Annotated in this window: 18 protein-coding genes; 12 read left to right on the top strand and 6 right to left on the bottom strand. The window is 50.0% G+C overall.

What is annotated here, in order from left to right:
• Positions 1 to 428: 428 nt before the first annotated feature.
• Both ABLA33_RS04565 and ABLA33_RS04560 read right to left on the bottom strand, forming a co-directional pair.
• Positions 429 to 4,190 (bottom strand): AAA family ATPase, encoded by a 3,762-nt coding sequence (locus ABLA33_RS04565; protein WP_347719415.1) that lies wholly within the window; start codon positions 4,188 to 4,190, stop codon positions 429 to 431.
• A 19-nt stretch (positions 4,191 to 4,209) separates the two neighbouring features.
• A complete protein-coding gene (locus tag ABLA33_RS04560; RefSeq protein WP_347719414.1) occupies positions 4,210 to 5,439 on the bottom strand; it encodes an exonuclease SbcCD subunit D in 1,230 nt (409 codons plus the stop codon).
• A 215-nt stretch (positions 5,440 to 5,654) separates the two neighbouring features.
• Here ABLA33_RS04560 and ABLA33_RS04555 point away from each other — a divergent pair, with 215 nt between their 5' ends.
• Positions 5,655 to 6,023 (top strand): hypothetical protein, encoded by a 369-nt coding sequence (locus ABLA33_RS04555; protein ID WP_347719413.1) that lies wholly within the window; start codon positions 5,655 to 5,657, stop codon positions 6,021 to 6,023.
• Positions 6,024 to 6,255: 232 nt separating this feature from the next.
• Here the strand turns inward: ABLA33_RS04555 and ABLA33_RS04550 are convergent, their stop codons facing one another.
• The 4 genes from ABLA33_RS04550 to dut are packed head-to-tail and all read right to left on the bottom strand — an operon-like array spanning position 6,256 to position 10,955.
• Positions 6,256 to 7,800 carry a peptidoglycan DD-metalloendopeptidase family protein gene (locus tag ABLA33_RS04550; protein ID WP_347719412.1) on the bottom strand — a complete coding sequence of 515 codons (1,545 nt, stop codon included), beginning with the start codon at positions 7,798 to 7,800 and terminating at the stop codon, positions 6,256 to 6,258.
• A 37-nt stretch (positions 7,801 to 7,837) separates the two neighbouring features.
• Complete coding sequence (locus ABLA33_RS04545; RefSeq protein ID WP_347719411.1) at positions 7,838 to 8,671, bottom strand: DUF4292 domain-containing protein; 834 nt, start codon at positions 8,669 to 8,671, stop codon at positions 7,838 to 7,840.
• Positions 8,672 to 8,700: 29 nt separating this feature from the next.
• Complete coding sequence (locus ABLA33_RS04540; RefSeq protein WP_347719410.1) at positions 8,701 to 10,524, bottom strand: tetratricopeptide repeat protein; 1,824 nt, start codon at positions 10,522 to 10,524, stop codon at positions 8,701 to 8,703.
• Complete coding sequence (gene dut, locus ABLA33_RS04535; RefSeq protein ID WP_347719409.1) at positions 10,521 to 10,955, bottom strand: dUTP diphosphatase; 435 nt, start codon at positions 10,953 to 10,955, stop codon at positions 10,521 to 10,523. Before dut ends, ABLA33_RS04540 begins: the two co-directional genes overlap by 4 nt.
• Before the next feature lie 148 nt (positions 10,956 to 11,103).
• Between dut and dgt the strand changes: the two genes are divergently transcribed.
• The 11 genes from dgt (at position 11,104) to ABLA33_RS04480 (ending at position 26,013) form a co-directional block, all read left to right on the top strand.
• Positions 11,104 to 12,435, top strand: a complete 1,332-nt coding sequence (gene dgt, locus ABLA33_RS04530) for a dGTP triphosphohydrolase (protein WP_347719408.1) — start codon at positions 11,104 to 11,106, stop codon at positions 12,433 to 12,435.
• 16 nt (positions 12,436 to 12,451) lie between these two features.
• Entirely contained in the window at positions 12,452 to 13,933 is a 1,482-nt protein-coding gene (locus ABLA33_RS04525) for an oligosaccharide flippase family protein (protein WP_347719407.1), read from the top strand.
• Between the two features lie 530 nt (positions 13,934 to 14,463).
• Complete coding sequence (gene argS, locus ABLA33_RS04520) at positions 14,464 to 16,278, top strand: arginine--tRNA ligase (protein ID WP_347719406.1); 1,815 nt, start codon at positions 14,464 to 14,466, stop codon at positions 16,276 to 16,278.
• A 21-nt stretch (positions 16,279 to 16,299) separates the two neighbouring features.
• Positions 16,300 to 16,977 (top strand): ribonuclease H family protein, encoded by a 678-nt coding sequence (locus ABLA33_RS04515; RefSeq protein ID WP_347719417.1) that lies wholly within the window; start codon positions 16,300 to 16,302, stop codon positions 16,975 to 16,977.
• A gap of 70 nt (positions 16,978 to 17,047) precedes the next feature.
• Positions 17,048 to 18,886, top strand: a complete 1,839-nt coding sequence (locus ABLA33_RS04510) for an ABC transporter ATP-binding protein (RefSeq protein WP_347719405.1) — start codon at positions 17,048 to 17,050, stop codon at positions 18,884 to 18,886.
• A gap of 115 nt (positions 18,887 to 19,001) precedes the next feature.
• Complete coding sequence (locus ABLA33_RS04505) at positions 19,002 to 20,030, top strand: NAD(P)-dependent oxidoreductase (protein ID WP_347719404.1); 1,029 nt, start codon at positions 19,002 to 19,004, stop codon at positions 20,028 to 20,030.
• A 44-nt stretch (positions 20,031 to 20,074) separates the two neighbouring features.
• The gene (locus tag ABLA33_RS04500) at positions 20,075 to 21,052 is read left to right on the top strand and encodes a phosphatase PAP2 family protein (protein ID WP_347719403.1); all 978 of its coding nucleotides are present in this window, start codon (positions 20,075 to 20,077) and stop codon (positions 21,050 to 21,052) included.
• Between the two features lie 85 nt (positions 21,053 to 21,137).
• Complete coding sequence (locus ABLA33_RS04495) at positions 21,138 to 22,526, top strand: C1 family peptidase (RefSeq protein WP_347719402.1); 1,389 nt, start codon at positions 21,138 to 21,140, stop codon at positions 22,524 to 22,526.
• Between the two features lie 81 nt (positions 22,527 to 22,607).
• Positions 22,608 to 24,437, top strand: coding sequence for an AAA family ATPase (locus tag ABLA33_RS04490; protein WP_347719401.1), 1,830 nt, complete (start codon positions 22,608 to 22,610; stop codon positions 24,435 to 24,437).
• 332 nt (positions 24,438 to 24,769) lie between these two features.
• Entirely contained in the window at positions 24,770 to 24,949 is a 180-nt protein-coding gene (locus tag ABLA33_RS04485; protein WP_347719400.1) for a hypothetical protein, read from the top strand.
• 299 nt (positions 24,950 to 25,248) lie between these two features.
• Entirely contained in the window at positions 25,249 to 26,013 is a 765-nt protein-coding gene (locus tag ABLA33_RS04480; RefSeq protein ID WP_347719399.1) for a glycosyltransferase family 2 protein, read from the top strand.
• Positions 26,014 to 26,076: the final 63 nt, after the last annotated feature.

The raw sequence follows: 26,076 nt of genomic DNA, 5'->3' as shown, positions 1-26,076 counted from the left end.
TAGAATACTTTTATAATGCTACTCCTACCAGCAAAAACATATATTTTGTTGTCACGTTGTCACGGAAGTGTAAACGCGTTGATAGATAGCTGTTTATAAGCGTGACAGCAGTGTGACAACAAAATTTTATTGTCACCTTGTTGTCACGCTTATAATATGTACGTTATCAGATAGTTAAGACTAAAGTGTGACAACGTGACGACGTGACGATGAAAAAACAAAATGTAGGGAGGAGGGAGAGCATGTATAGATATAGTTTTCTTTGTTCTGTGCTCCATTGCTATAAAGGTGCTGACTGACGCAATAAGGCTATCAGCTGACAGAATAAGGCTATCAACTGACGCAATAAGGATGTCAGCTGACAGAATAAGGCTATCAACTGATACGCTTATTGTATCTGCTGATAGCCTTATTTTATTTGTGACTATTTAGACAATAGTGATGTGGCTCTGCCCGCTGCTGGGGAGTTTCTCTACTCGAATCTGTGGGCTGATTTGGTTGCGGATTTGGTCGGTATGACTGATGACGCCCACCTTTCTTCCCTGCGAGTCTTCGAGGCTTGAGAGAGCTTGCATCACCAGTTCGAGGCTTTCGTGATCAAGGTTGCCGAAACCTTCATCAATGAAAAGTGAACCTATGTTTAGACCGCTGGACGACAGATTGGCCAGACCGAGGGCTAACGCTAAGGAAACGACGAACGTCTCCCCGCCGCTGAGCGAGGTGACATAGCGTTTTTGGTCGAACATATCGCGGTCGATGATTTCGAGCATCAGTGTGCCGGGCATGTTTTGCAGGCGATAGCGCGGGCAGAACTTCTCCAACTGCACATTGGCGTGGTTGACGAGGAAACGGAATGTGTAGCTCTGCGCCAGTTCGCGGAATTTCTTTCCATCGGCCGAACCGAGCAAGTGGTCCAATCGTTGCCATTCGGCTGCGTTGTCTTTTGCTTTTTGGAACTCTTCTTTCCGCTCTTGGGATTGAGCAATGCTGTTGTTATGGGCCTGTAGGCGTGTGCGCAAGCCCACGATTGCTTCGTTGAGTTGTGCTTGCTGTTCGATGAGTGCTTGCTGCTCTTCGATGAGCTGTTGGCGCGTGTTGTCGTCAGTATTGGCAGGACGATTGCTTTCAGCCTGTAGTTGGAGCAGTGCTTTGCGCACCTGTTCCACTTGGTGCGCTGCGAGCGTTGCTGCCTTCTTGCGCGAATCGAGATTGGTGCGTAACTCGTTCCAGTTGCGTGTGTCGGAGAAAATCTGCTTTAGCTCAGTCATTTGTATAGGAGCGTGCGTTCCGTTGAACTTGAGAATCCATAAGTCCATTTGGGACATTCCGTCGCTGTATTCCTCTTGTTTTTGTAGGCGCGTTTTCTCCAAATTTTTATGTTGCCCCTCCAGCCGGTTAAGTTCGTTGTTGGTGCGGTCGAAAGCCTCCTGTGCTTTCTGCTGTGCTTGCAACATACCGGCGATATACTTCTTGAGGCGTTCCTCCTCGAGGCTGGGCGAAGATTCGCCAAAGAGGCGGCGCATCTCCTCGCGCTTGTCGTTGAGTCGTTGAAGGGCAGCATCCTTTTCGTCGCGCGCCTGCACCAGTTGGCGGTTGGCTTCTGTTTCGTTGTCCTTCATGGTCTTCACTTCCTCGCGCAGGATGTTGATTTTGCCGTTCAAATCCTCCAGGCTGTTATTGGTGCGGTTCCAATCCTCGAAGAGATTGTTGAGGCGCAGGCGGAAGTTGTCCGAGTTCTTTTGCCATTCTGTCAGCCAACTTGAGAGCGTAATCATGCTGTCAAGGTCGCGGTAGAGTTCGCTGCAAACGCGGTCGCTTCTGTGGAGGTTTTGTTGCAGTCGCTCAATGTCGGACTGCTTTATCTTCAGGTCAGAGCGGAACGTGTTTACTTGGTTTTCGTTGTTCTGAATACGCGTATTGAATTGCTCAATCTTCTCCGTGATTTCGTTGATGAGATTCTGGTGCTGATTGAAGGTGTCCATTTCTTTTGTAGACTCCTCACAACTCTTCATTGCGTTGTCGATAAGCATACCAAAGAGGGTGAAACGCGCACTGCGGTTGGTGGTTGGTGAGCAGTCGGTGAATGAAGGATCGAGGTAGACATAGTTTTGCCATTCTGTTTCGTCCGCCGCTTGACTTTGTTCAAGTTCTTGCAGGTAAGTCTTATCCGCTTTCAGCTCAGCTTCATCGGCCGCCAACTTATTAGAGAGTTCCGAAAATTTCTGCTCCGAAGTTTTGAGGAGTTCCTCCGCCTCTTCGAAGTCCTTACTGAGGTTTTCGATGAGATTGCCCAATTCGCGTTGTGTCTCCGTGTGGTAAGGATGATGTGTGGCACCGCAAACGGGGCAAGCCGTACCTTCTTTGAGACTTTTGCGTAACCGCTGAATGTTCTCACTATTGGAGAGCATATAGCTCTCGCGCTTTCGTTCGACATCCTCTTTGCGCACCGTCATCTCCAGTCTTGTTCGTTCCAAGTCCTTACGCGTTTGTTCGAGATTTCCCGTGTCGCGCGCAATTTTTGCCCGGCGTTCGTCAATACGTTCATAGCCCGTCACGATACGTTTCCAGAGTTCGCGTGCAGGTTTGAGCCCTTGCAGGCGATTGCGTAGTTGCGAGAGGCGCAGTTGGAGCTCGTCGCCGTTGTGTCCTTGATTGGCTTGGCGATGAATGAGCAATTCTGATTTTAGTCTGTTGAGTTGTGCTTGATCCTCCTGCTGTTTTTTCTCCAAACGCTCCAAAGTGTCGGAGATATTCTTGTGTTCGGATTGTTTCGTTTTCAGTTCGTTGTTGTCCTGCGCATTCTGTGTGGATTCCGTTCGGAAACTCGCCAGTTTGTCCTTGACAAGTTCGAACTTATCAAACATAACGCGGTGCACATTCAGTGTCTGTCGGTGGAGTTCCTTTTCTTTGATTTCCTCCTCCGTTTTTTCCATCACGGCGAGTTTCTCACGATAGCGCGTTTGCCTATCTATGAGTGTGTCCTGCGCTTGTTTGAGTTGCTGCAAGAGCTTTGTCACCTGATTTTCCGCTTCTGAAATTTCGCCCGATAGCTTATTTCCTTGATTGATAGCCGGCTGCCAACGCATTTGTTCGTTCTCGGCATCGGCCGTTTGCTCTTTGCTGGTGTCGAGAGCCGAAGTAGCCTGCTTCAGGCGCGTTCTGCAATCTGATAGTTGGCTCATAATCTCTTCGTCCTGGGCTTTGAGCTGCTCTATGTCGTTGGCGCGCACCTCTATCTTTTGGAAGAGCGGCAACACCTCCTGCACAGAGTCGTAGCGTTCCAGTTTGAGCTGTTCGCCTCTCATTTCAACCACGCGCTTCTGGGCTTCCATGTTGTGGTTTTCGGCAGCTTCCAGTTGGGTTTTGGTTTGTGTATAATTATTGAACCACAGTAGTTGCTCATCAATGCTTTTCTGTTTTTCGCCCACAAACTTATGGGTAGCGGTCTTCTGATGAATCTCGTTGTTGAGTTCGTCGAGTTCTTCAGGCGTCAGGCAGTAGCTGAGCAAACCTTTGATATTGCTATCCAGTTCCAGCACCTGCTTTTCAGCATCAGCGTGTAGTTCGTGGATTTTCTGCGAGATACGGCCGTAGATGTCCGTACCTGTGAGTTTTTCCAATAGCGACGACTTATCGCTCTTCTTAGCTTGCAGAAAAGTGGCAAAACTGTTCTGCGCCAGCATCACGGTGCGCGAAAATTGCGTATAATCGAGTCCGATAATTTCTGTGATTTTCTGTTGTATTTCACTATTGCGACCGTTGAAAGTAGTCTTCTTTGGCGCGAGCTGACGGAAGGAGCGTTGCACATCATCATAGTTGCCCGTGCGCTTCATGCGGCAGCTCCAGCCAGCCTCATAGCGCGCTCCGTCGGGCATAGTGAATTCTACCCGTGCATAAGCTTCTTTCTTTCCTCGGCGCAAGAGATTTCGCGTGTCGTAGGTCTGAAGATTTTTCACCACGCTGTCGTCCTGCGATAGCATTTCTTTGTTCAGCCGTTCAGCGTTGTCGAGGCGCGGGGCTTCATCGTAGAGCGCCAAACAGATGGCATCGAGCAGTGTGGATTTGCCCGCGCCCGTATCGCCACAAATAGCGAAGAGACCAGCCGAACGCAGCGGTTCGGCTGTGAAGTCAATGACCTGTTCTCCTTCAAAGGAGGTGAGGTTGGAGAGGATTATCTTATCTATTTTCACCGTAGTATATTCTGCTCAGTTAAATATCGGTACATTCCTTTTCTGCTTGTTCGAAACGCAGGCGGAGGGAGTCGGGCATTTCGCTGCCGTAGCGACTGTCGAACACCATTTGAGCCATTTCCATGGGGGTCAGATTGCGTATGGTTTCGATGCTTTCTGTTGTTGCGGAAGTAGGAGAACTCGTTTTCGGTGTTTCGCGCGTCATGCGGCAGAAGAGTACTGCTTTTGTGCTCAAGGCTTCCGTCACCTCGTGGAGGAAGTTTGGTTCTGGTTGTTCCTCCAGTACGCGGAGTTCCAGATAGGGCCATGCTTCGCCATTGTCCTTCTTTTCGCGCTCCGGCAGCTTATAGATTTCATCCATAATAGTGGCCGGAGTGGCAGATCCTTTGGCCGGAATGGTGAGCAAATGGCGCAAAGGGTTGTATTCAAGATGGCTCACAACAGTTTCGCCGTCTTCACCGATTTCCACCATTTCCACGCCGTGATGATAGAACCTTTCGCTGAAACTCATTGGGAGAGCCGATCCGGCATAGTAGGTGTTGCTGCTCACTTGCTGGGCTTTGTGGATATGGCCCAAAGCTACATAGCTGAATCCTTCACCCATGATGTCGGCATCTACGCGGTCCTGACCGCCCACCACGAGGCGTTCGCTGTGTTCTTCGGCGTTGATATCGGCCCCTGCAGCATAGTAGTGAGCACAAGCCACAGTGGGCAATACCTTAAAGGGCGATTTGCGAAAACGCTTCTGCAAACCATTGAGGAAATAGCGCAAACCCTCTTCCACGGACATTCCTGCTGGATAGTCGCCACTGCGCAGATAGGGAATGGCAAAGCAAACCACGCGCGCTTCGGCATCATCGCGCAAACTCAAAGGGAGGAGATACTCGTCGAAGTCTATCTCTCCTTCCTTGTTGCGGTGTATGAGTCCGCGCACATAGATGTTGTGAGTTTTCAACAAGGCTTGCGGAGCTTCCAATCGGCCTGCCGAATCGTGATTACCAGCTGTGATGACGATTTGAATACCTGGAACGGTCTCCGTAGCATCGTTGAGAAACTGATAGAACATTTCTTCCGCACGGACCGAGGGATTGGCCGAATCGAACACGTCGCCGCTGATGAGCAACGCGTCGGGCTGCTGCTGGCGGAGCGTTTCGAGCATCCAGCGCAAGAAATGGGTGAATTCCCCCTCACGATCGTGTCGGTGAAAACTATTGCCCAAGTGCCAGTCGGCAGTATGAATGAGTTTCATTTTCTTCTGTTTATATTATGATACAAAAGTAATGATAAGCGCGAAAATAGAAAACGCCACGCGTGGAATTATTCGTGACGTTCAGCAAATGAGGGCTCAGAAACTGACGGGATTGCATCTACTTTGGAACAATCCCCTCTGCTGCTTCTTGGAGTATGTACTTAAATAAGAATCTAAAAAAGTTGCTAATTTATTGATAAAATATATTCAGCAGCATGATGCTGAAAAAGGAGAATCTGCCCCATCTGCATCAATTTTTGCCCACTTTTTGGTGTGACAGATTTGATAAAATGGTGGAGAAAGTAGCAGGTAGTGCTGTTTTTCATAGTTTTTCCTTCATTTTCGGTCGGATTTTTCCTAAAATGAGTCTGTACCTCTTCGTTAATTTCCTTATTGTGTCTGCTGGCTTCCTTATTCTGTTGGCCGGCGCCCTTATTGTATCGGCTGACGCAATAAGGATATTTGCGTTCAGAAAGGTGGAGTTGCTCACTCTCTCCCTTTTGTGGAAGGTTTTGTGGCGTTTGTGGGGGGAGAAAAGTAAGAAGATTATTGATATTTTTAAGCCCCCTCCACCTCCCCCATAAGGGGGAGTGCTCAGCTTTGGTTCTCGGACTAGTCAGACTGGTCCGACTTGTCGGAGATTCAGTCCTCTGACTTGTCCGACTAGTCCGACCAGTCAGAAAACCAAAGCTGAGAAATCAGAAATCCAATAAGTCATCAAAGAATCCTGCGATAAGTGGCAGCCGATCACTCCCCCTCATGGGGGAGATGGAGGGGGCTCCCCATTGAATTGGAAAGGCTCTTAATTATCTCCCATCACCTCAACCACGCTTGCGGGTTGAGAGTAGCGGTTTCTTTGCGAATTTGGAAATGGAGCGTGCAGTTGCCCGAACCGTCGGGAGCTACAGCGCCGAGGGTTTGACCTCCGTTTACTTGTTGCCCGTTGTGGACAGAGACAGAAGAGAGGTTGCAATAAACGGTCATGTATTCGCCGTGGCGGACAATGACATTGTACATACCTCCGAGGGAGAAGATGGATGTCACCTGACCTCTGTAGACAGCGCGCGCCTGTGCACCAGGGTGTCCCGTAATGTTGATACCCTTGTTGTCAAGACGAATTCCGTTTAGGCCGTTTACGTTGTAAGAGCCATAGCGTGCGGTGACGGCAAAACTACCTGTGATAGGCATTGGCAGGCGACCGCGGTTGGCTGCAAAGCCACCACTGATGGCACGGTCCATATTGTCGGCCGCAGAGAATGTAGGTGTGGGTTCTGGCGTATCGTAGCGGTTAGGAGCATTTTTAGCTGCTTCAGCCTTTTTAGCTTCGGCTGCTTTTGTTACAGCAGCTTGGGCTGCTGCGCGAGCTTGTTGTGCTTTCTCAGCTGCTGCTTTCTTGGCTGCGGCAGTTTTTGCAGCTGCCGCTTTGGCCGCTGCTGCCTTTGCTTCTGCGGCAGCTTTTTCGGCGGCTTTCTTAGCTTCGGCGGCTTTGGCTGCTGCCGCTTTTGCCGCTGCGGCACGGCGTGCTTCTTCTTCCTGCTTCTTCTTGCGAGCAGCTGCTTCAGCGGCAGCTTTGCGCGCCTTCTCGGCAGCCGCTTTTCGGGCGGCTTCTTCAGCAGCACGGCGGCGAGCTGCTGCGGCAATTTCGGCCTGGATGAGGCGATCTATCTGAGCGTTGAGAGAAGCGTACTTCTGGCGTTGCTGCGCTATGGAAGTTTGCAACTCCTTTTGTTTCTGGTTCAGCTCGTTTACCACTTGCTGCTGCTGCACTCTTTTGCCATGGAGCGCTTGCTGTTGTTGGCGTCCCTCAACGAGCAGTTGGTTTTTCTCCGTCTTGATGCCGAGAATCTGGTTCTTCTTCTTCTGAATGGCTTCTTCCTTCTCGCGGATGATTTCGCCCTGTACCTTTTGATATTTGCTGTAGTTGTTCACATAGCGCATACGGCGGTACATATCGTTAAAACTACGAGCGTTGAGGATGAAGAGCCACTTGTTGTTGAGCAACTTATTGCGGAAAGTGTAGAGAACTGCGCGATGGTATTTTTGCTTAACGATATTGAGCTCTTGCTGCAATACGCTGAGTTCTTTCTCCAGTACGCTGAGGTTGTTGGTAAGAACAACCATTTCGTTCTGTATGCCTTCAACATATTTCTGCTGTTCGCCAATCTGCGTGTTAAGGACGAGCAGGTTGTTGAGCTGCGAACGGACGTCTTTCTTTGTGGTGTTGAGGAGTTGTTCTGATTCGTTGATTTTTTTCTGCATGGCAGTGCGTTCCACCTTCAGACGATTAATTTTTTTCGTCTGCGCGTGGATGGTCAGAGGCAACATGAGAACAAACAGGAGGAATACGAGATATTTTCGCATAGGAGATAGTTTTCTTCTTGCGGCAGAAGCCGTGCTACTAATTCATTTGAATGAGTCGGCCGAGTATGTCGTCGGCTGAGCGTTGCTTGTAAGTGTCTTTCACAGTAGTGCGAGTTTCCCAGTCGCTATTGTTGTTGGGGCCGGTGAGTTCGATATCGAGCTGAGCGTCCTTTCCAAGTCCCGTTATATTAAGGGTAATGGATTTTGGGAATGGTTTTCCGCCCACATTAACAAAAGAAGCGTATTTACACACCAGTTGTCCTTTCTGCCCCGCTTGTTTGCTCTGCACGGTGATGCGGTCGAGCAATGCCGTGCTGGTTTGTGTCAGAAACTGGTAGTCGAGTTTCGGCGCGTCAGGTAGGGATAGCAATGTGTGGTCGCCTGCCGATGAAAGATGGAAGCGGTTGAGGGAATTGTTAGCATTGTGTTGTCCTGGAACGAAAATCTCGTTCCAGAAGATAGCTTGCAGCGAATAGAAATCAATATTAGCTTGCTGGAGAAAACGAACCTCGTTGTAGTTGCCACGACAATACTGCTTGTTGATACGATCAATAAGCAGAACGTTTTGCGGCGTGAATTCGAGGCGGCCTACTTCGAAGCCGAGGAAAGAAAGGGAGAGTTGGATGACATCATTGCGCTTCATATTGAGCCGCCCGTTGCAGCTGATGTTTTTTCCCGCAGCGTTGATGTTAACCTTAACGCGGCTGGTGAGGTAATTAGCAGTCTGTGCGTTCTGAACGACCTTTCTTTTGTAAGCTGCCTCGGCGTTGTCAATAGCTTTGGTGTGTTCGGTCGTGTTCTGAATGTTTTTAGTGGTATGACAAGCCGACAAAAGGAGGGCTGCCAGAGGGAGTATTTTCAGAATGTTCATATTCTTGAGCTTGATAATGGTGCTGACGCTTAGGGGCGGCGGCGCTGAATTTTTCGTCGCAGCTGTGCACGCTGTTTTTTATCGGAAGAAACGTTGAGAGCCTTGCGCCAAAAGGCAAGGGCCGAACGGCGGTCGCCACAACGATAGTATATATCGCCAGCATGGAGGTAGAGCGTGGCACTTACCTCGTCGTTGGGAGTATGTTTGAGGGTTTGGTCAATATAAATACGCGCCTGCTGATAGCGACGGTTCTGGTAGAGAATCCAAGCATAGGTGTCGAGATAAGTAGCGTTCTGCGGCTCGGCATCTACTGTCTTTTTACTCATAGCTTCGGCCTGGTCGAGATTACGTCGTTCAAGGCTGAGAAAATAAGCGTAATTGTTGAGGCAAAGAAGGTTGTTTGGATTGAGATCTGCCGCCTGTTTATAGAGTGAAAAGGCTTTTTCGTGGCGACCCTTTTCGTGTTCGATGTCAGCCAGCATGCTGAGCATATCGGAAGCCGTTTCTTTGTCGCTCTCATTATCAATTCTGCTGATACCTTCATAGAGAACTTTCAGCGCCTCCTCTGTGCGGTCTTGCTGAAGGAGTGTAGCACCCTCGTAGTAGTAGAAAACGATTTCCGAAGGGGAGTAGTTGATACCTTCGCGGCAGAGGCGCAACACTTCCTTTTGGTTCTGATGATTTATAGCTATCTGAAGCAGCTGCAAACGGGCTTGCTTGTAGTCTGGCTCTACTTCCAGAATTTTGTTCATTATAGGTGCAAGCGAATCGACAGGCATATCGAGTGCCGCAACATAATAGGCGCAAAGTTCAGCCAAGGACCTATCTGCCTGCGGCTGGTCTAAAGCTTCGCGGAAGAGGGGGAGAGCAGCGAGCGAGTCCCCTTTTTGAGTCGTTGTTCCAATGTAGCCACGCATGGCCTCTACTTTAGCGTCGCTTTGCGTTTGCGGATTGAGCACCACCTCTCGAACCATCTGTTGATAGAGCGAATCTTGGTGCGTCTGGTTGTAGTATGCCAGCATGGAGATTTGAGCAAACGCGTTGTCGGGTTCAGAAGTCAGTACGTCGCGGTATACCATCGCTGCCTGCTCGGGATGTCCATTTTGGAAATATAGGTCGCCCAGAAGAACGCGATACTTGAGTTCATTGGGATATTCGGCGCAGAGATCCTCAATCGTTTTGTAGGCGTGGTCATCATCCTTCTGACCAATGTACATCTGAAACTTCTCGAGCGCTAAGTCCTCGTTGGGGCCCACTATGTCCTCTAAGCGGTTGATTGTTTGTATAGCTCCTTGAAAGTTTCCAGTTTGCTCGTATAGTTTCATCAAAGTGCCGAGCGTTTCCTCCGAAGGCTCCACGGCAGCAAGTTCTTCGTAGAGCTGCGTAGCTCCTTTGAAATCGGCGCGGCGAATGAGTTCGTTAGCGAGAGTTTCTTTGTAGAAACGATTTGCTGGGGCTAAATCCACAGCACGCCGCAGCAATGAATCGCCTTCATTAACAAGTGTCGTGTCAAATGCCCCACCTTGGGCAATCTTTAGGAGGGCCATATCAAAAACAGCCTCGGAGGCATCAGGATTCAGTTCCAAAGCCCCAGTAAGTAAGTCGTAAGAAGCATCATAATTGTTCTTTTCACGCTGACGTACCGCCTCGAGATAGAGATCATTGAAGCGTCGCTGCTGCTCATAAGAAAGCGTGCGGTGAGACACTTCATGCTGTGCCGCATCCTTATTTTGTCCAGCAGTCTGCGGCGCGGAGCAACCAACGGAAAGTAGCAGCACAACCAGCAAGCAGCTGTGCGCCCACATCTGATATTTCCAACTATTCTTCACTTTATACGTATCTTTCAATATCATTTTTCTCCGCTGTGACCGAAGCCACCTGCGCCGCGCTCGGTATCGTTGAGCTGTTCAACAGGTGTCCACTCCACCGCTTCGTGGCGGGCTACAACCATCTGCGCAATACGGTCGCCGTCGTTGATAGTAAAGGCGTCGCGCGAAAGATTGATGAGGATGACTCCTATCTCACCTCTATAGTCGGCGTCGATAGTTCCCGGCGTGTTTAGGCAGGTGATGCCTTTCTTTATAGCCAGTCCTGAGCGTGGCCGCACTTGAGCTTCGTAGCCCTCGGGTAGAGCTATGAAAAGTCCCGTGGGCACGATGCAACGCTCCAAAGGTTGCAGCGTGATGGAAGTATCGAGGTTGGCACGCAAATCCATGCCCGCACTGAGCGGCGTCTCATACTTAGGCAGCGCGTGGTGGGAGCGGTTGACAATTTCTATCTTCATGGAAATTCTCTTGTTTGGAATAGGGAACAAAATTACTGAAAAGCGTTTACATACTTCCATATTTTATGGAAAATCAGCGGGCTGCATAGTTTTTTACCGTATTTTTGCATTTCCACTTCCTTATGGGAGGGACAAAAAGAAGTATAGTATGGATTGGAAGCAACTTATCTCCTACAAGCGTTTTGGTAAGGAAGATGAATACCGCGTAGTAAATGAACGACGCACCGAATTTCAGCGCGACTACGACCGTCTTATCTTTTCATCGGCCTTTCGCCGCATGCAGAATAAGACACAAGTTTTTCCCTTGCCAGGAAGTATCTTTGTCCACAACCGTCTGACCCATTCTCTTGAGGTGTCGAGCGTGGGGCGCTCTTTAGGTACTGACATTGGCAACGAACTTCTCCACCGGCATCCCCATCTGGATCGCGCAGATATGGATGCTCTCGGCTCGATTGTTAGTGCTGCTTGTTTGGCCCATGATATGGGCAATCCGCCTTTCGGACATAGTGGCGAGCGCGCCATACGCAGTTTTTTTCTCGAAGGGCGCGGCGCGATGCTCCGTGAGCAATTGTCGGCCGACACATGGGCAGATATTACCAACTTCGATGGTAATGCCAACGCCTTTCGCCTACTTACCCATCAGTTCAACGGACATCGCCGCGGCGGCTTCGTTATGACTTATTCCACGCTGGCTTCTATTGTTAAATATCCCCGTTGCTCCCATCTGGCCGGTAAGCGTTCCAAGTTTGGCTTCTTTTATACTGAAAGCGAGGATTATTTGAAGATTGCCAACGAACTGGGAATCCCTCGCTCTGCTTCACATCCCGACACACTTTCTTATGCCCGCTATCCGTTGGTCTATCTCGTTGAGGCGGCCGATGATATTTGCTATGAAATAATGGACATTGAGGACGCCCACAAGCTGCGTCTGCTTTCGGACGAGCGGACGGAGGCTTTGCTTCTCGGCTTCTTTGATGAGCAAACCCGTCAGCGTCTTCAGCAGTCCTATGATGTGGTGACGGACTTCAATGACCGCATCGTTTATTATCGCTCCTGTGTTATCAATGCTTTGGAGCAAGCTTGCGTCCGCGTATTCCTCGACCACGAAGAAGAGATCTTGGCGGGAACATTTGAAGGAACGCTCATCGGACATTTGCCCGAGCCACTGAAAACTGCCTACAAACGTTGCGAGGAAGTAGCCGCCAGCAGGATTTATAAGGCCAAGGAAGTGACGGATGTGGACTTGGCCGGTTATCATATTATTTATACGCTCCTCGAACTTATGACCGACGCCGTTCTCTCCCCCGAAAAGGCCTACTCCCGCCTTTTGTTGAGCCAGGCCTCCCGTCAGTACGAACTTCATTCAGAGAATCTCTCCACCCGCATTATGGCCGTTCTCGACTACCTAAGCGGCATGACCGACGTCTTTGCGCTCGACCTTTATCGCAAAATCTCCGGCCAGAGTCTCCCTATGGTGTGAAACCTTTTTCCTATACATGAAAAAAGACACCTATAATCATGTTCTGAAATACACCGGCTTGTTGGGCGGCGTACAAGTGTTCTATATACTGATGTCTATAGTCCGAAACAAATTCACGGCTATGTTCATCGGGGCTTGGGGTATCGGATTGGTGGAGACCTATAACCGCGCCGTCGACCTCATAGCGAACATGACCAACTTCGGTATTGGCTTCAGTGCTGTGCGCCGACTGTCGGAACTTCACGAGCAGGGAAAGGAGGAAGCCATAAAGATGTATATCCGCCTCATACGTTCGTGGGCACTCGTCACGGCTCTCCTCGGCACGCTGATATGCCTTTTGTCCGCTCCATTACTGAGCTATTTCACGCTCTCCGACTTCCATACCACTAAAGGCTTTGTCTTGGTAGCTCCCATGGTGGGAATCTTGGCCATCACGGGCGGAGAAGTGGCCATCTTGAAGGGGTTGCAGCGCCTCAAGCAGATGGCCGCCATCAGTGCTTTGGGAGCGCTGGTCACGATGCTCATAACCATTCCTGCCTACTGGTTGCTGGAGTTGCACGGCGTTATTCCCGTGCTGCTGTCTACTACGGCTGCTGTCTGCCTGCTGAATCTCTACGCCACAACACGCGACTATCCCTACCGCGTTGGGCTTCGGAGCATGAAGCTTATGAAGAGCGGCGGCCATTTATTGAAGTTGGGTGGGGCTTACATACTGGCAGGGACCATCGGCAGCGGAGCAGAACTCATTGTGCGCTCTTATGTCACTAATTCCACGAGCTTGAACCGCGCCGGTCTTTATGCTGTGGGTGTGACCCTCATTGTTTCCTACGCGCGCCTGGCTTTTGTGGCCATGGATGCCGACTTCTTCCCTCGACTCAGTGCTGCTGGCGACGACCGCAAGCGGCGCAACAACGCCATCAACCGTCAAATTGATGTACTGGTGCTCTTGATGGCTCCGTTTCTCATAGCTTTCGCGCTATTTCTCCCTATTATTGTTCGCGTGCTCTATACCCCCGAATTCCTCCCCGTGGTTTCGATGGTGCTTTGCGGCCTTTCATTTATGTATTTCAAGGCTGTTTATACGCCCATCGCCTATCTGCCGTTGGCGCGAGGCCATTCGCGGCTCTATTTTTTGATGGAATTTCTTTACAACGTAGTGTTCACGGTGCTCGTCATAGTGGGGTATCACGTTCGCGGTATTGTGGGGGCAGGTATCGCCCTCTCGTTGGCCAATCTCTTTGATCTTATCAATATCTCGCTGGTTTATGCTCGCGTCTATGACTTTCGCTTCGAACGCCGCACACTGCTGCGTTGCATCGTGCAGTATGCCCTTTTGGTGGCAGGTATCGGAGCGGCCACTGTGGCCAGCTGGGGAGTGAAACTTCTCTTGGGCTTGCCCGTGCTTGCCCTTAGTCTGTGGTTCGCTTGGAACTTGCTGAGAAAGAAAACGAATATAGTTGATAAAATCAAGAATGTAATAGGGCGGAAAAAGCAGTAATTTGCTTGCGGTTTTAGCCCACGAATTTTTACGAAAAGGGCGAATGTTTACGAATTTCTCTATCATATTCGTGGGTGTTCGCCCTTTTTGTGAAAATTCGTGGGAGAGAGTTTTGGACAAGTCCGACAGGTCGGACGAGTCTGAGAAAGACGATGAAAAATAGCATATTTTTGTAAACAGAATTCTTAATTTTAGCTGCTCGTGGCTGGCTCGAAATCGAGCGCAGGTGGTAGCCATCGAAAAGAACGCAGCAGAAAAGCGTCCGTACAATAAGGCTGTTAGCTGATAGCCTTATTGTGTCAGCCGACCCAATAAGGAAGCTGAAAAATACAATAAAGAAACCGACGGACGGGAGTGGAGAAAATTTTCGGGAAATACGCTAAAAATGATCGGAAAAAGGGAGAAACGGGTCGATATGTGCCTTGTGTCGGTTGAGAGGGCTAACAATCTTCGTGAAAATCTTTGTGTTACCCACCGATAAAGCTATCTTTGTTCGCTAATAAATATAGAAGAATAATCAATAAATCGGAATGAAAATAGAAATAGCACTGATCGCTGCCGTGCAGAAAGCGGTTGAAACGCTCTACGGGCAGCAGATCGACGAGAAGCAAGTACAGCTGCAAAAAACTAAGAAAGAGTTCGAAGGCCATCTGACCCTCGTGGTGTTCCCCTTCGTACGCCTGGCGCGCAAGAAGCCAGAGGAAGTGGCACAGGAAATAGGCGAACAGTTGCAGCAAACCGACATAGTGGCGAGTTTCAACGTAGTGAAAGGCTTCTTGAACCTCGTCATCGCGCCCAAAGCTTGGATAGAGCTCTTGGCCGATATTGACGCGGCCGACAAGTACGGCTTCGTGCCCGTTACAGACCAGAGCCCGTTGATGATGATAGAGTATTCCTCGCCCAATACCAACAAACCGCTCCACCTGGGCCACGTGCGCAACAACCTCTTAGGTTGGTCACTGGCTCAGCTTGAGGAAGCCAACGGTAACCGCGTTGTGAAGACCAACATCGTTAACGACCGCGGCATCCACATTTGCAAATCCATGCTCGCATGGGTGAAATATGGCAACGGAGAAACTCCCGAGACCAGCGGAAAGAAGGGCGACCACCTCATTGGCGACTACTACGTGGCTTTCGATAAGCACTACCGCGAAGAGGTCAAAGAACTGCAAGCACGCTATATGGCGGAGGGGCTGAACGAAGAGGATGCCAAAGCAAAGGCCGAACAAGAAGCTCCGCTCATCAAGGAAGCTCACGAAATGCTCGTGAAATGGGAACAAGGCGATGCGGAAGTGCGCGCGCTTTGGGAGAAGATGAACAGCTGGGTGTATGCCGGATTCGATGAGACCTACAAGGCACTTGGCGTTAGCTTTGATAAAATCTACTATGAAAGTAATACCTACCTCGTTGGCCGCAAGAAGGTGGAAGAAGGCTTGGAGAAAAACCTCTTCATCCGCAAGGCGGACAACTCCGTTTGGGCAGATCTCACGGCAGAGGGACTGGATCAGAAACTATTGCTTCGTTCTGACGGTACGTCCGTTTATATGACCCAAGACATTGGTACTGCTGAGATGCGTTTCAACGATTATCCCATCGACAAGATGGTTTACGTTGTTGGCAACGAGCAGAACTACCATTTCCAAGTCTTGAGTATCCTGCTCGACAAACTGGGCTTCGAATGGGGCAAGAGTCTTGTTCATTTCTCCTATGGTATGGTTGAGCTGCCCAATGGTAAGATGAAGAGCCGCGAGGGAACTGTTGTTGACGCCGACGACTTAATCGCTGAAATGAAACGTCAGGCTCGTCAGACCATTGATGCTGCCGGAAAGTTTGGCGAACGTACGGAAGAAGAGAAAGACGAAGTGGCTCGCATTGTAGGCCTCGGCGCGCTGAAATACTTCCTCCTAAAAGTTGACGCCCGCAAGAACATGCTCTTCAATCCAGCAGAGAGCATCGACTTCAATGGTAATACCGGTCCATTCATTCAATATACCTACGCCCGCATCCGTTCCATCCTTCGCAAGGCCGAAGCTGAGCAGATGCAGGTTTCGTGCAACTTTGCCGCTACGCCTGAAATCTCTACGAAGGAAGAAGCCGTTGTTCAGCATCTTAGCGACTTCGCCAGCGTAGTGCGCCAGGCCGGCGAGGAATTTGCCCCCAATGCGATTGCTAACTACTGCTACGAATTGGCAAAAGAGTACAACCAGTTCTACCACGACTATAAAGTGCTGGGCGAAACAGATGAAAACAAACGTCAGTTCCGTCTGGTTTTGAGTCGCAACGTTGCCAAGGTGCTTCGCTTAGGTATGGGCCTGCTCGGCATTGAGATGCCAGAGCGCATGTAAAACCTTTTGACAAGCAGAGTTGTGGCAAAGGAGAAATACTATGTAGTTTGGCAAGGACGCAAACCAGGCATCTATGAATCGTGGGCAGACTGCCGCGAACAGGTGCATGGTGCGGAAGGAGCCAGCTACAAGAGTTTTCCAACACGAGCCGAGGCGCAGGCAGCGTATGAAGCCGGCGCACCCGCCCGTCCGCAACGGAAAAAAGACACAACGGCTACAAAGACCCGCTCCGTTAGCGCGTTGCCCGACAACCCGCCCGAAGATCGCCACGACACTGTACTGAATCTCCCGCCCGAGGTGACGGCCAACGCGCTGGCAGTGGATGCTGCCTGCTCTGGTAATCCTGGCAAGATGGAGTATAGAGGTGTCGATCTGGCCACGGGACAAGAGGTCTTTCATTTCGGACCTGTTTGGGGAACGAACAATATCGGCGAATTTCTCGCCATAGTCCACGGATTGGCATGGCTAAAGCAGCGAGGCGAAAAGAAGACTATCTACAGCGACAGCCGTAATGCGCTGCTCTGGGTGCGCGCGAAAAAATGTAAGACAACCTTGGCGCGGACAGCTCGAACCGAGGAACTCTACCAAATCATAGCACGCGCTGAGAAATGGCTGGCAGAAAATCGTCGCAATGTGCCGCTAAAAAAATGGGAGACCTCCAAATGGGGAGAGATACCTGCCGACTTCGGTCGGAAATAACCGATGGGCTCAGCAGCAGGTGCCGCCTGGCCGTGCGAGTGGGCTTGATAACAAACGCTACAATCAACCAATGAAAGAATTTTTCGAGGTTCTGCGACGCTATGTTGCTCCTTATAAAGGCTACCTTTTAGGTTCCCTTCTGTTCAATATTCTCTCTGCCGTGCTCAACGTTTTTTCGTTTGTCACGCTTATGCCGATGCTTAAGATTCTCTTTCGTATCGACACGCAGACCTATGTTTTCATGGCGTGGGATGCAGCGGACAAAAGTTTCAAGGATGTGCTCGTCAACAACATGTACTACTACACGCAGACGTGGATGGGAGAATTTGGCGCAAGTACTACACTGCTCTTCCTCGGCCTATTCCTCATCACGGCTACACTACTGAAAACGAGCACCTACTTTGCTTCGGCGGCCATTATGGTACCGATGCGCACGGGTATCGTTAGAGACATTCGCAATTCGGTGTATCACAAAATAACGGAATTGCCGCTCTCGTTCTTCAGCGAAGAGCGCAAAGGCGACATCATCGCCCGTATGTCCGGCGACGTGAACGAGATAGAAAACAGCATCACAGGTTCGCTCGAGATGCTCGTAAAGAACCCAATTCTCATCCTCTGTTATCTCGGCGTGTTGGTGTACACCAGTTGGCAGCTCACTCTATTTACCGTTCTGGTGCTTCCGCTCCTGATTTGGGCGATGAGTACCATAGGGCGCAAGCTGAAAGCAAAATCGCTCGCTGCACAAAACAAATGGAGCGAGACAATGGCGCAACTCGAGGAAACCTTGGGCGGAATGCGCATCGTGAAGGCATTCACTGCTGAACAGAAAATGCGGAATCGCTTCGAGAACGTTACGGATGACTACCGCCGCCTAACAAATAAAGTGAGCATCCGTCAGGCCAGCGCGCACCCCGTGAGCGAATTTTTGGGAACTGTACTCATCGTCATCGTTCTCTGGTATGGCGGTACGCTCATTCTTGATGGAGAGAACCCGCCCATTGATGCGCCGCAGTTTATCTTTTATATGGTGATACTCTACAGTATCATACAGCCGCTCAAAGACTTCTCGAAAGCCAGCTACAATATCCCCAAGGGCATGGCAAGCGTGGAACGCGTCAACAAGATACTCAACGCGGAGAATACCATCGTGGAAGCCCCTGCCCCGAAAGAGGTGAAGAAGCTCGAAAAGGAGATACTCTTCCGCAACGTAAGTTTCTCCTACAACGGGCGGCAGCAAGTGCTCCAGGACATTAACCTGCACGTGGGCAAAGGCCGCACGGTGGCACTTGTGGGCCAGAGCGGTTCGGGCAAGAGTACACTTGTCGATCTCCTGCCGCGCTATCACGACGTGACAGGTGGGGAAATCCTCATCGACGGAATAAATGTGAAGGATTTCCGCCTTAAAAGTCTTCGCGGACTTATTGGTAATGTCAATCAGGACGCTATTCTTTTCAACGATTCTTTCTTCAACAACATAGCCTTCGGAGTAGAGAACGCAACGATGGAACAGGTGGTGGAAGCCGCCAAGATTGCAAATGCTCACGACTTCATTATGGAGAGCGAGCAGGGCTACGATACTAACGTGGGCGACCGCGGCTGCCGTCTGTCGGGCGGTCAGCGTCAGCGCATCAGTATAGCCCGCGCAATTTTGAAAAACCCAGACATACTCATCCTCGACGAGGCTACGTCCGCGCTCGACACAGAGTCGGAGCGTCTTGTGCAAGAGGCGTTGGAGCGCTTGATGAAGACGCGCACCACCATCGCTATTGCGCACCGTCTTTCAACAATCAAAAACGCCGACGAGATTTGTGTGCTCTACGAAGGAAAGATTGTGGAGCGCGGCACACACGACGAACTCATCGCTCTGAACGGCTACTACAAGCGCCTCAATGATATGCAGCAGCTTTAGTGGGAGGCGCAGCAGCGTTGGTGGAAGATAATGAATGGCAAACGCCAAGAAATCTCCGGCAAGTGTGGCAGGACTGACCCTTCCGACTGTTCTGAGAAAAGCTAAGACAAAGAAAATGACAGATACAAAAGAGAAAATACTCATCACAGGGGCGAGCGGCTTCATCGGAAGCTTCCTCGTGGCGCGCGGCCTTGAACTGGGCTTCGATGTGTGGGCAGCTGTCCGCAAATCCAGTTCGCGCCGCTATTTGCAAGACCCGCGCATCCATTTCCTCGAACTGGATTTTGATGACGACGACCTACTTGCTGCGCAGCTTGAGAAACACGTTGCCGAACACGGGGCATTTGCTCATGTGCTTCATGCAGCTGGTGCCACGAAAGCCCGTTGTGAGGCCGAATTTGTTCGAGTAAATGCTGAAGGCACGGCACGTCTCGCTCGACAGCTCCTGCAGACCAAAGCACTTCCCGCTTCTACAGGTCGTTTTGTCTTTTTCTCCAGTCTCTCTGTTTATGGTCCTGTTCGCGAGGAGGACAATCGCCCCATTTTGGAAAGTGATGAGCAAATGCCCGATACTGCTTACGGTCGGTCGAAGCAACAAGCCGAACAAGAGCTGGCTCATATCCCTGATTTGAACTATATCATCCTTCGCCCCACGGGAGTTTACGGTCCGCGCGAAAAGGATTATTTCCTGATGGCCAAATCTATCATTCAGCGCGTCGACTTTTCCGTTGGCTACAAGCCGCAGACCATTACCTTTATATATGTCCGCGACCTTGTAGAAGCCGCCTATCTCGCGCTAAGTCATGGAGAAAGCGGCCGCGCATACTTCCTTACTGACGGACACAATTATAGTAGCCGTGATTTCAGTAACTTGCTCCAAAAAGAGTTGAATATCCGCGGCGTACTACATATAAAAGCACCCATCTGGTTCTTAAAGCTGGTGTGCTGCATTAACGGCGGACTGGCGAATCTCTTTGGTAAAACCACTACGCTCAATATGGACAAATTCAACATCCTAAAGCAACGCAACTGGCAGTGCGACATACGCCCCGCCGAACAAGAGTTGGGCTATCGTCCGCAGTATCCGTTGGAGCGCGGCGTAAAGGAAACTGTGAATTGGTATATACAAAACGGCTGGCTCTAAAGCTATAACCACAAGCAAAGCCCTCGGGCTGAACAATGAAACAAATGAATCGGATAGCAATACCGAGAAAATCAGAAGCAGAAGGCTTCCGTCTGTTGCCCATCGAATGGGCCACCATTCTATATGCGCTCTTCACCACAGCGCTCTTATTCTTATTTTGGCAAAATATGCACGCGCCCGGCTTTCTCCTTGCTGAGCGCATCGCCGTGTTAGGAGGTGTTGCTGCCTTTGCCAGTCTCAATCGTTTGCTACCTTTGAAGAGCACACGATTGCTCCGTACGCTATTCTCCCTCAGCTTACTTGCCTACTGGTATCCGGACACTTACGAATTTTGCCAGCTCTTTCCCAATCTCGACCACGTCTTTGCTCACGCTGATTTGGTGCTGTTCGGCTGTCAGCCCAGTTTGGCCTTCAGTGCAGCATATCCCTCATGTTTCTCCAGCGAATTATTCCACATGGGCTATTTCAGTTACTATCCCATGATAGCAGTAACCTGCCTATTGCCTTTCTTTGTGAAAGGAAAGAGCGAAGAGTCGCGTTTGGAAACGTATGAGCACATGAGCTTCATTGTGATGGCTGGATTCTATCTTTACTATGTTGTATTCTTATTTTTGCCCGTAGCTGGTCCTCAATTCTACTTTCAGGCTATTGGTTTCGATAATGCTTCCAACGGCTATCTCCCAGCTTTGGGCGACTATTTCCGCTATCACACAGAGCTCCACAAGTCGGGCGAAAGCAGCGGCCTATTTCAGTGGCTCGTAGAGTTCACGCAGGGCGCCGGAGAACGCCCCACCGCCGCCTTTCCCAGTTCGCACGTTGGAATGAGTACAATAATGATGATACTCATCTTTAAGCAAAAGCGCGTTGTGGCCTATTGCTTCTTGCCTTTCTACCTTCTGCTCTGCGCCTCCACCGTATATATCCAAGCACATTATTTAGTGGACGTTATCGGCGGCTTAGTAACCGCTGTGCTCTTCTATTATATCTGCGAGAAAGTGTATAAGAAAGTGATGAGGCAATAAAGCCCTCTCCCGCGAGTAGAACTTTTCCCATTCGCTCAAGGGTTGTGTCATTCAATATCCCGAATTTCCTAACTACCAAAACAGTATGAAAAGAATTCTTACCTTAACCTTTGGCTTGCTGTCTGCAGTGGCTTTCGCCCAAAAGAACGGCGCCATTACAGAAAGTATGCTGCAACAAATCAAGCAGCAGAACCCACCAACCGCCACCGACCGCGCGTTGCGCAATGCTTTGGCAGCTAACGGAATTAACGACCTAACAAAGCGTGCCGATAAAGCACCTGTTGACGGCAACTTCACTTATCGCGTTCCCTCCAATGGAATCACCGATCAGCAGTCCAGCGGTCGTTGCTGGCTCTTCACGGGACTCAACGTGATGCGTGCCCGCATGATTAAGGACTACAAGCTCGGAGAGTTCACTCTCTCCCAATCTTTCCTCTCTTTCTATGATCAGCTGGAGAAATCAAACCTCTTCTTGCAGTGTGTCATTGACTACGCCAAGGAACCGATAGACTCCCGCCAGAACACCTGGCTCTTCGAGCACCCTTTGTCCGATGGCGGCACGTTCAGTGGCGTACAAGATCTCGTGATGAAGTATGGTGTTGTTCCGGCCGAAGTTTTCCCCGAGAGCTACAATGCTAACAACACATCGAAGATGGCAGAAATCATTTCCTTGAAGCTTCGCCAGTACGGACTTGAACTGCGCGACATGGTCAGCAAGGGAAAGAGTGCTACCGATTTGCAGAAGCGCAAAACAACGATGCTGGGCGAAGTGTACCACATCCTGCAAATCTGCCTCGGCACACCCGTTGAAAAGTTTGTTTGGACCCTCCGCACGGCCGACGGAAAAGCTGTCAGCACAGCCGAGTACACTCCCAAGCAATTCTATCAAGAATTTGTGGGTAAGGATCTCAAGAACGATTACGTCATGCTTATGAACGACCCAACGCGTCCTTACTACAAACTCTACGCAGTAGACCTCGACCGACACACATACGACGGACGCAACTGGACATATATCAACCTGCCGATGAGCGAGATTAAGGCAATGGCCGTGAAGTCACTCAAGGACACCACCATGATGTATATGTCCTGCGACGTAGGTAAGTTCCTCGACAAAAAGACCGGTGTTCTCGACGTTGATAATTATGACTACGCTTCGCTCTTCAATACCACCTTCCCCATGAATAAGGCTGAGCGCATCCAGACCCATGCCTCTGCTTCCAGCCACGCCATGACGCTCATGGCTGTAGGGCTTGACGCAACTGGCAAGACCACAAAATGGATGGTAGAAAACAGTTGGGGGCCAACGTATGGCTACAAAGGACACCTTATCATGACCGACAAATGGTTGGATGAATACCTGTTCCGCTTGGTAGTAGACAAAAAATATGTCGACGCAAAGACGCTGGACATCCTCAACCAGAAACCAACCCTTCTTCCTGCTTGGGACCCTCTCTTTCAGGCAGAACAGTAAGAACACACCTTTTGCGGCTTTGGTCGCATATATATATAATGAGTGGCAAGTGAGAACTTGTCACTCAATTTTATAAAGCTCATGAAAAATCCAGAACTGGAACGCGCCCAGCAGATAGTGGAATGGACAGGTACGAACCTGTTTCTCACAGGCAAAGCAGGAACAGGGAAAACCACCTTCCTGCGGCAGCTCCGCGAACGCAATCCCAAGCGCATGGTGATACTCGCACCCACAGGAGTTGCCGCTATCAACGCCGGCGGCTCTACTATCCACTCGTTTTTCCAGTTCGACTTTGGCCCTTACCTGCCCGGGCGGACGAAGATGGAGTATAAGTTGCGCAAGGACAAGGTGAAACTCATTCGCAGCCTTGACCTCATCGTCATCGATGAAATATCTATGGTTCGCGGCGATATGATGGATCGCATTGATGAGCTATTGCGCCACTATCGCACTCCTTTCCAACCATTCGGCGGTGTACAATTGCTGCTCATTGGCGACCTCCAGCAGTTGGCTCCCGTAGTGAAAGACGACGAATGGGAACTGCTGCGCACTAACTATCCTACACCTTATTTTTTCAGTAGCCGAGCACTCAATCAGAGCGGTTATGCCACCATCGAACTGCATCATGTTTACCGTCAGAGCGACCCTCATTTCGTAGAACTTCTCAATCGTGTGCGTAGCAATACGGCAGATGCTGAAGTGCTCCGCCTTTTCAACGAGCGCTATGTGCCCAATTTCGAACCGCCCGAGGAAGCTGGCTATGTGCGCCTTGTGACTCACAACCATCAGGCCCGAGCGCACAACGCCCAGGAGCTGGACCGCCTCTCCACAAAAGAGTATGTGTTTGAAGCCTGCGTGGAGGGCGTATTTCCCGAGTCTTCTTACCCGACCGACGAAGAGCTTGTGCTCAAGCAGGGCGCGCAGGTGATGTTTGTCAAGAACGATGTGAAGCACCGCTACTTTAATGGAATGCTCGGCACAGTGGAGGAACTCACGGACAAGCGCATAGTGGTTTGTCCGTTCGATAATGATGAGCGCATCGAAGTAGACATCGATGCATGGGAGAATACGCGCTATGAGATGAATCCGCGTACGAAAGAGGTGGAAGAACGCATTGTGGGAATGTTCAAGCAGTATCCGCTCAAACTCGCGTGGGCTATCACCGTTCACAAGAGCCAGGGGCTCACCTTCGAACATGCTATTATCGACGTACACGCTGCTTTTGCCGCCGGACAAACTTATGTGGCCTTGAGCCGCTGCAAGTCGCTCGAAGGAATGGTACTCAGTGCGCCCATTCCTCCGCGGGCTATCATCACCGATGCCAATGTAGATCGCTACCACCGCGAACTGTCCGCCCGCACTCCCGATGAATCTGGCATCCGCCAATTGCAGCGCATCCATTTCGTCAACCTAATTGCCTCTCTCTTCGACTTTCGCAGCATCGAGCATCTCCTGTCTCTCTTTCTGCGCCATCTGGAAGAACATTTCTACAAGGATTATCCCGCCACACTGGAGCGTTTCCGCAAAGAGCAGCTGGCTCTTCAGCACAATCTCTTCCCTGTTGCCCATCGCTTTCATATTCAGTATGAGCAGCTGGTGGCTGCCTCCGACGACTATGCCAATGATGCGCTTTTGCAAGAGCGTATCTCGAAAGGTGCCACCTATTTCCGCACACAAGTGAGTCCGCTCCAAACGTTGTTGGCAGATACAGATTTGGCTTCCAACAACAAAGAAGTGCTTAGCCGCTATATGGATCTCGATGCTGAACTCAATGAGGCCATCCGCCAGCGCAAAGCCCTTTTCGATTATGTCCTGCGCAATGGTTTCCACATGGCCGACTATCAGCGGGCGCATGCACTGATCATGGCAGGCGAGAAGCCGAGGAAGAAGGAGAAGCATACAGAAGAGTGAAGGAGCCCCCTCCAGCTCCCCCATAAAGGGGGAGTGCTCGGCTACCACTTGTTTGTATTTCTGATTATCCCTATTCTGAACACTCCCCCTAATGGGGGAGTTGGAGGGGGCTTCCTGATTCGTGCCCATTCGCCTAATTCGTGCTCTTTCGTGGGCTGAAATTATCAACAGATTTCTTACTTTTACCCTCTCACAAACGCCTCGAAATTACACACGAAAGGGAGAGAGCGAACAAAGTCTCCTTCTTGCGCACGGATTTCCTTATTGCGTCAGTCGGCACAATAAGGATGTCGATTGACAGGATAAGGAAGCCAGCCGATACAATAAGGAAAATGACAGACGGAACAAGGGCTACTGACGACCGAAAAAGGCTGTTTTCTTCTGAAAAGAATAAAAAAAACGGACTTTCTTCGATTTTTGGTGGATTTTCTCTCACTGATTTTTTGAGAAAACCACTTTTATCAACGAAAAAAGCTGTACAAAAATTCTCTTTTATTAAATGCGTTTGTTAATAAAAGCGTACGTTTTTACTACGGTGATAATCCTTTTTTCAAGCAGAAAAAGGCTGCTGGAGGATTGGAAAAAGCTGCGGAAGAAGCGCCTAATCCTATCCCTCCATCCAAGTATAAACGTAGCTTTTTTCCCTAAATACGCAGAAAGGTAGAGCCTTTTTTGTATTTTTGTAGGCCTTTCCCAACTTTTGTGAAAATAAACTAAGGGAGGAATACACTAAAAAAGAAAAATATTACGTTCTTTAGGGTAACAGACACTACAGTCTCTGGCAAGCCTTCAGGCCATCCCAACAACCATTATGCTCAAGATATCCATCATCACAACAGTCTATAACAATGGTAGCACTATCGAGGACACAATCAAGAGTGTTCTCGCGCAGGACTATCCCAACATAGAGCACGTTATTGTGGATGGTGGGAGCACGGACAACACTTCGGCCGTCATCGCGAAATATCGTGACCAGATAGGACAGTATGTTTCCGAACCCGACAAAGGGCCTTACGACGGCATGAACAAAGGTGTGCGCATGGCTACGGGAGATGTTGTGGGAATTCTCAATTCTGACGATTTCTTCACTGCTCCCAATGTTGTGAGTCAGCTGGTTGCCGCTTTCGAGGAGTATGACTGTGACGCCGTTTACGGAGATATTCACTACGTTCGCCCAGAGAATCTGAAGAAAATCATACGCTACTATTCTTCGCGTTATTTTCGCCCGTCGTGGATGCGACTTGGTTTCATGCCCGCGCATCCTTCTTTCTACTGCAAACGCTCTGTTTATCTGCAATACGGACTTTTCGACACTTCCTATAAGGTGGCAGCAGATTTTGAGCAATTGCTCCGTTTGATTTATGTACACCACATCAAGACTCACTACCTGCCGCTGGACTGCGTGACTATGCGCATTGGCGGTTTGTCGAGTTCGGGTGTGCCCAGTCACCTACAGATTTTCAAGGACCACAAGCGTGCCCTGAAAACCAACGGAGTGAGAAGCAACAGTTTCCTACTGGCGTTGCGCTATATTTATAAGGCAGGCGAACTGCTGGTTAGCAAAATTCGCTATTGATACACACGGCAGAAGGGAGCAGGGAGAAGAAGAACCACTTCCGGCATCTCGCACCAAGCCACT

This window comes from uncultured Alloprevotella sp. (assembly GCF_963536905.1).
Taxonomy (GTDB): domain Bacteria; phylum Bacteroidota; class Bacteroidia; order Bacteroidales; family Bacteroidaceae; genus Alloprevotella.
This window is presented reverse-complemented; position numbering and strand designations above follow the sequence as displayed.